The organism is Micromonospora sp. SL1-18 (assembly GCF_047921505.1).
GTDB lineage: Bacteria > Actinomycetota > Actinomycetes > Mycobacteriales > Micromonosporaceae > Micromonospora.
Genome location: NZ_JBLROA010000073.1, coordinates 23,421 through 29,683, shown reverse-complemented (window position 1 = coordinate 29,683; position 6,263 = coordinate 23,421). Strand labels below are relative to the sequence as shown.

Annotated in this window: 6 protein-coding genes; 1 reads left to right on the top strand and 5 read right to left on the bottom strand. The window is 76.3% G+C overall.

What is annotated here, in order from left to right:
• The 3 genes from ACNAW0_RS25880 to ACNAW0_RS25870 form a co-directional block, all read right to left on the bottom strand.
• The coding region (locus ACNAW0_RS25880) for a hypothetical protein (protein WP_416290615.1) at positions 1 to 234 on the bottom strand (234 nt) is incomplete at its 3' end.
• 1,344 nt (positions 235 to 1,578) lie between these two features.
• Positions 1,579 to 3,081 (bottom strand): replication-associated recombination protein A, encoded by a 1,503-nt coding sequence (locus tag ACNAW0_RS25875; RefSeq protein ID WP_416290614.1) that lies wholly within the window; start codon positions 3,079 to 3,081, stop codon positions 1,579 to 1,581.
• Between the two features lie 75 nt (positions 3,082 to 3,156).
• Complete coding sequence (locus ACNAW0_RS25870; RefSeq protein ID WP_416290613.1) at positions 3,157 to 3,354, bottom strand: hypothetical protein; 198 nt, start codon at positions 3,352 to 3,354, stop codon at positions 3,157 to 3,159.
• Between the two features lie 124 nt (positions 3,355 to 3,478).
• On the opposite strand from ACNAW0_RS25870, the gene ACNAW0_RS25865 reads away from it, so the two are divergent.
• Complete coding sequence (locus ACNAW0_RS25865) at positions 3,479 to 4,243, top strand: GNAT family N-acetyltransferase (protein ID WP_416290612.1); 765 nt, start codon at positions 3,479 to 3,481, stop codon at positions 4,241 to 4,243.
• Between the two features lie 42 nt (positions 4,244 to 4,285).
• On the opposite strand, the gene ACNAW0_RS25860 is transcribed toward ACNAW0_RS25865, so the two are convergent.
• Both ACNAW0_RS25860 and ACNAW0_RS25855 read right to left on the bottom strand, forming a co-directional pair.
• On the bottom strand, positions 4,286 to 5,635 hold the full coding sequence (locus tag ACNAW0_RS25860; RefSeq protein ID WP_416290611.1) for an MFS transporter: 1,350 nt from the start codon (positions 5,633 to 5,635) through the stop codon (positions 4,286 to 4,288).
• Positions 5,632 to 6,252 carry an ArsR/SmtB family transcription factor gene (locus ACNAW0_RS25855; RefSeq protein WP_416290610.1) on the bottom strand — a complete coding sequence of 207 codons (621 nt, stop codon included), beginning with the start codon at positions 6,250 to 6,252 and terminating at the stop codon, positions 5,632 to 5,634. Before ACNAW0_RS25855 ends, ACNAW0_RS25860 begins: the two co-directional genes overlap by 4 nt.
• Positions 6,253 to 6,263 lie beyond the last annotated feature (11 nt).

Genomic DNA, 6,263 nt, shown 5'->3' with positions numbered 1-6,263 from the left:
CCGGCGCGGCCCGGCGACCAGCCGCAGTCGGAGCATCACCCGACGCAGCCCGGCGACCAGCCGCAGTCGGAGCATCATCCGGCGCCCTCCGGCGACCGCCCGGCACCGCTCCCCCGGCCGACGCCGCCCGGCGACCAGCCGCAGTCGGAGCGCCATCCGGCGCGGCCCGGCGACCAGCCGCAGTCGGAGCGTCACCCGACGCAGCCCGACGGCCAACCGCAGTCGGTTCGTCATCGGGCGCGGCCCGGCGACCGCCCGGCACCGCTCCCCCGGCCGAAGCCGCCCGGCGACCGGCCGCAGTCGGAGTGTCATCCGGCGCCCTCCGGCGACCGCGCGGCGCCGCTTCGGGGGAAACAGCCGGCTGCCTGGGCTGCGTCGCGGCGTCGCCCTGAGCGGCGCGACGACCAGCTGGGGCGTCGGGCGTGGGACGAGCCGTTGGCGTGCCGGGGCCATGCGCCGGGCGGCCGGGAGACGCGTCGGACGGGACACCGGGGATCGGCGGGGCGTTCCCGCTACGCGGCACCGGCACCGGCTGGTCGGGCTCGGCGGCCCGGCGTCGACCGCCCCTCGACCCGGTGGGGTCATCCATCGAGGACGGGCCGGCGGCGGACGGGTCGGGCTCCACACCGCGGCGACTCCGCGGCTCAGGGGCGCCTGGATGCGGTACGCCGCTAACCGGGCCGGCACCGGGCGGACCCGCCGCGCCGCGCGCCGGCGGCACGTTGACCCGGCCACCCGTGGGCTCGGCGGCAGCCCGCCGGCCGGCCCCGGAAACCGGGCGGGCCTCGACCTCGTCGGGCATCGACCTGCGGCCGCCACCGGACACGGGTCGCACGGCCGGGTCGGCCCCCTCGGCGTACGGGCCGGTGGGTGCTCCACCGGGTCCGCCGGCGCTGCGCCGGCCGCGGGACGTGGGAGGCCCGTCGGGACCGGGCGGCTGCCAGCCTGGACCGGGCACCTGACCGGCCTGGGCATGAGCCGGGGCGGGACCGGCCGGCGGGGCAGTACGGCCAGCCGGGCCGCCCGACCGGCCGGCGGGCGGCGGAAGCGTTCCCTGCTGTCCGGTGGGGGTGTCCGCGCCGCGGCGCGGCGGCCGGGACGGCTCGGCGGGATTCCGGGGCGGCTCGGGCGTACCGGGCCAGGGCCCGTTGGCCGGACGGCGGCGGGCCGCCGCCGGATCGGGCCCGCCGGGGCGTACCGGGGGTGCCGCCGGTCCGGCGTCGACCGGGCCGCGCCGGACGGACGGCCCGCCCGGACCGGGCTGGCCGGGCGGCGGCACCGCGCCGGGGTGGGGGCCGCGCGGCGGCTCGGGGGCGGACGGGCCGGGTCGCGGCCCCGGACCCGCGGGTGGCAGCCCGCCGCGCGCCGGCGGCCTGGCGGCCGGATCGCCGCCGTCCGGCCCGAGGTCGGTACGCTGCTGCTTCGCCGTACGCAGGTCGTCGATCCAGCCGAACTCCTCGCCTACGGTCGCCTCGTCCGGCTCGGCGTCGGCTCTGCCCCGCCCCCACCGGCGGCCCTTGGCGCTCCGGTCGCGCCGCTCGTCGGGGCCGTCCTCCGGCCGCTCCGGACCACGCGCCATCACTGCTGACCCTTCCCGACGGCGTCGCCGCCGTCCTCACTCGCCCCGTCGCCCTGCTCGACGCCGACCGAACGGCCGGCGGGCGCGGCGACCGGCGCGTCGGGCTCCGCGCGGGCCACCGGTGCCGGCAGCCCACGGACGATCCGACGCAGCAGCGGTAGCCGGCCGGCCACCGCGCGCTCCGCGCCGTGCCCGCTGGGCCGGTAGTAGTCGGTCCCGACGAGATCGTCCGGAACGTATTGCTGGGTGACCACCCCGCGATGGTCGTCGTGCGGGTAGCGGTAACCAGCGCCGTGCCCGAGGCCGCGAGCGCCGGAGTAGTGCCCGTCGCGCAGTGCCCGCGGCACCGGCCCGCCCCGGCCGGCCCGCACGTCGGCGACGGCCGCGCCGATCGCCGTGGTGGCGGAGTTGGACTTCGGGGCGGTGGCCAGGTGGATCACCGCCTGGGCCAGGTTGAGCTGGGCCTCGGGCAGCCCCACGTACTCGACGGCGTGCGCGGCGGCGGTGGCGACGGTGAGGGCGGTGGGGTCGGCCATGCCGACGTCCTCGCTGGCGAAGATGACCAGGCGCCGGGCGATGAACCGGGCGTCCTCGCCGGCCACCAGCATCCGGGCCAGCCAGTGCAGCGCCGCGTCCACGTCCGAGCCGCGCATGCTCTTGATGAACGCGCTGGTCACGTCGTAGTGGGCGTCGCCGTCCCGGTCGTACCGGACGGCGGCGACGTCGACCGCCTGCTCGGCGGTGGCCAGGTCGATCCGCCCGGTGCCGAGGGCGGTGGCGGTGGCGGTCGCCGCCTCCAGCGCGGTGAGCGCCTTGCGTACGTCGCCGCCGGCGAGGCGGACGAGATGGTCCTCCGCCCCGGCCTCCAGGACCAGCGCGCCACCCAGCCCGCGCTCGTCGGCGACCGCGCGGCGCAGCAGGCCGCGCACGGCGTCGTCGTCCAGCGGCTGGAGCGTGAGCAGCACGCAGCGGGACAGCAGCGGCGAGATGACCGAGAAGTACGGGTTCTCGGTGGTCGCCGCGAGCAGGGTGACCGTCCGGTCCTCCACGGCGGCGAGCAGCGAGTCCTGCTGGGTCTTGCTGAACCGGTGCACCTCGTCGATGAACAGCACGGTCGGCGGGCCGCCCGCCCGCCGCTGCCGGCGGGCGGTGTCGATCACCGCGCGCACGTCCTTCACCCCGGCGGTCAGCGCGGACATCGCGACGAAGCGGCGATCGGTGGCCCCGGCCACCAGGTGGGCGATCGTGGTCTTCCCACTACCGGGCGGCCCCCAGAGGATCACCGACATCGGCGCCGCGCCCTCGACCAGCTGGCGCAACGGCGCGCCCGGAGCGAGCAGGTGATCCTGCCCGACGAGCTCATCGATGCTCGCCGGACGCATCCGCACGGGCAGGGGCGAGTCCGCGCGGGCGGCGGTGAACCCGTCCACGCCGGCGGAACCCGCGGGGGCGTTGGGCGCTCCGGCGGGTTCACCGAGGGCGAAAAGGGCGTCGGACTGCATCACGAGAACAGTACCGGGCCGGGCCGACGACGCTGGAATCGCGCCGCTGGCCCGGCCCGGGATGATCCGTACCGGTCAGCCGCGACCCGGACGCCGAGCCCGGAACCAGCGGCCCCCGCCGCGGCCGAACCCCGCCAGGTGCAGGGAGAGCAGCAGGAGGCCGATGAGCATGAGGGTGGGCGTGTTGAACAGGTCGGGGGCGCCGAGGTTGGTGTTCAGGAAGTCGAGCAGCAACGCGAAGCCGAACACTACGGCGGCGAGGGTGGCGAACATGTCGTTCCTCCGGTCCGGGGTCCCAGCAGGTTGGCGAGGGATGTACCCGATCGGTCCGCTCGCCAATCTCCACCGTGGAACCCGCCCCGGCCGGCCGGCGCTACCGGTCTCGTAGGCTGGCCGCATGATCACTACCGACCAGGTTCTGGTGGGTCGGGACGCCCTGCTCGCCGCCGCCGATCACCACCCGTACGCCCGGCACGCGCTGTGGCAGGACCACGAGGCGCGCGGGTGGCGGCGGGACGGCGCGGTGGGCTGGCTGCTGCCGCCGGGTCAGGGCCCAGCCGGCGCGGCTCTCGGGGCGGCCGGGCCGGCGCTGGAGGTCTTCGCCGGCCTGGTCGGGGACGGGACGCTGCACGCCGGCCAGTGGCTGCACCTGCCCCGCACGGCGCCCGAGGAGGTGGCCGGCCGGCTGACCGTGGCGCGGCTGGACGAGTGGGACTTTCTCTGGACCACCACACCGCCGCCCCCACAGCCGGCGGAGGAGCGGGTGGTCCGCCTCACCGAGGCCGACCACCCAGCCCTGGCCGCGCTGATCGAGGAGTCCTTCCCCACCACTACCTCCCGCCCCGGCGATCCGCGCGTCGTCGACTGGTACGGCATCCGCGACGGCGACCGCCTCGTCGCCTGCGGGGCGGACCGAAGCCGGGGCGGCATCGGCTTCCTCGCCGGTCTCACGGTGGCGACCGACCGGCGCGGGCGGGGCCTCGGCGCCGCGCTCACCGCCGGGATGACCCGCGCCCTCTTCGCCCGGTACGACCACGTGGCACTCGGCGTCTTCACCGACAACCCCGGGGCGATCCGGCTCTACCGCCGGCTCGGCTACACCGGCACCGAGCCCCGCACCTCGGTCCACCTCGGCCGAGGGAAAGGAGGGGCCCCCTGTTAACGCATTACGCATAGCAGGGGCCCCCTGTTAACGCGTCCGCCCTCAGCGCGCGTGAACCGGGTCGGGGTCGAGGCCGGCCGGCGCAGCGGGGTGGGCCTCCTCCGGCTCTGCCTGGTCGACCTGCGGCGGCTGACCGACGGCCGCCGGGACGGGTGCGGCGTTCCGGCCGGCGCGCCAGGCCGGCAGGTAGAGCGGCGCGGCCAGGGCGAGCACCACCGCGCCGACCAGCATGGCGAGGCTGACGCTGGTGCGGTCGGCCAGCGCGGTCAGGACGACGGCGCCGAGCGCGCCGGCCGGTTGCCCCATCATCGAGTTCAGCGAGATGACGCTGGTCCGGTACGGCCCGTCAACCTGGCGGTGCAGCAGCCCCATGTGCAGCGGGTTGGACGCGCCGTGCACCGTGTAGCAGGCCAGGTAGGCGATGAGCACCCCGACCGGGCCGGCGAACAGTCCCATCCCGACCACGGTCACGCCCTGGAGCACCCGCAGGAGCGCGGCGGCCGGCGCGGAGCCCAGCCGGCGCAGCAGGAACGGGGTGAGCGCGGCGCCGGCCGCGTTGGCCAGCCAGGCCGCCGAGCCGGCCGGGCCGAGCATCGCGGCGGCGCGGTCGGCGTCGCCGACCACCTCGGAGAGGCGGATCGGCAGCAGCGACTCGAAGGTGACCATGCCGAAGCCCCAGAACAGCTCGACGGCGACCAGGGCGAGCAGCACCCGCGAGCGCCGCAGCAGGCCGATCGCCTGCCCGACCATCCGGGGCGCCTCGACCACCGAGGCGCGCAGCGCGGCGGCTCCCGTGGCCGGTCGGGTCTCCTGCATCAGCACGAACAGGGCGACCAGCGAGACGGCGTGCAGGGCGATGGCCACCAGCACGGGCAGGGTCAGCGCGCTGACCGGCCCGACCGGGCCGAGCGCGACCAGGCCGCCGCTGAGCAGCGCGCCGGCGCCGACGGCGAGGCCGATGACGGTGCCGGCCTGGCCGAGGCCGCGCTCGTACTCGCCGTCCGGGTCGGCGGCCAGGGTGGCGTCGACGTACCAGGACTCGAGCGGACCGCTGTCCAGGGCCCGGTAGACGCCCTGCAACGCCCAGACCAGGAAGAAGAGCCAGAACGAGTCGGCCACCGCGAAGATGACCAGGGAGATCAGGCCGATCACCCAGGCAACGGCGAGGACCGGCTTGCGGCCGAGCGCGTCGGCGAAGCCACCGGTGGGCAGCTCCAGCGCGAGGACGACCAGGCCCTGCGCGGTGGCGGTCAGGCCGATCTGGGAGAGCGTGAGACCTCGCTCCTGCATCAGCAGGATCATCACCGGGATCATCAGGCCGCTGGGCAGCCAGCGCAGGCCGTAGAGGGTGAGGTAGCGGAACCGAACCTGGCGTACGGAAAGCCTGCTCATCGCTCCTCCTCGGACGGCGGGGTGGCGAGCCGCAGGTCCGCCAGCAGCGGCAGGGTGGCGAGGAAGATCTGCACCTGCTCCGCGCCCGGCTCGTCCGGGTCGGCTTCGTCGCGGTAGCGCTCCAGGAGCTGCCACACCTCGGCCTTGAGCGCCTCGAGTCGGCCGTACGGGATGGTCATGAAGATGTCGCCCATACCGAATGCGTCGCGCCAGGCCGGTGACCACTCGTGGCGGATCGCGAACCACTTCTCGGCGTGCTCGACGAAGTGCCGCACCTGGTTGTCCTCGATCCACTCGATGGCGGCCCGGGCGTCCGGGTCGTCGTCGAAGTCGGTGGGCTCCCAGTTGGTGACGTCGTGCGCGGCCCGCCAGAACCGCTGCCGGCCGGTGCCCAGATCGGGATCCTCCGTGACCAGCCCGACCTCGGCGAGCTGGCGCAGGTGGTAGCTGGTCGCCCCGGTGTTGGTGCCGAGCAGCTCGGCGAGGACGGTGGCGGTGGCCGGACCCTTCACCCGCAGCGCGCCGAGCAGTCGGGTCCGCAGTGGATGCGCGAGCACCCGTACCTGGCGGTGGTCCAGCCGGACCTGGCGCGGCGTCGGCTTCTTGTCGTTCCCCATGGATGCACAAT

Coding starts and splice junctions, on each gene's coding strand:
- ACNAW0_RS25865 (WP_416290612.1), top strand. CDS start 3,479: ATGATCACTACCGACCAGGTTCTGGTGGGTCGGGACGCCCTGCTCGCC.
- ACNAW0_RS25855 (WP_416290610.1), bottom strand. CDS start 6,252: ATGGGGAACGACAAGAAGCCGACGCCGCGCCAGGTCCGGCTGGACCAC.
- ACNAW0_RS25860 (WP_416290611.1), bottom strand. CDS start 5,635: ATGAGCAGGCTTTCCGTACGCCAGGTTCGGTTCCGCTACCTCACCCTC.
- ACNAW0_RS25870 (WP_416290613.1), bottom strand. CDS start 3,354: ATGTTCGCCACCCTCGCCGCCGTAGTGTTCGGCTTCGCGTTGCTGCTC.
- ACNAW0_RS25875 (WP_416290614.1), bottom strand. CDS start 3,081: ATGCAGTCCGACGCCCTTTTCGCCCTCGGTGAACCCGCCGGAGCGCCC.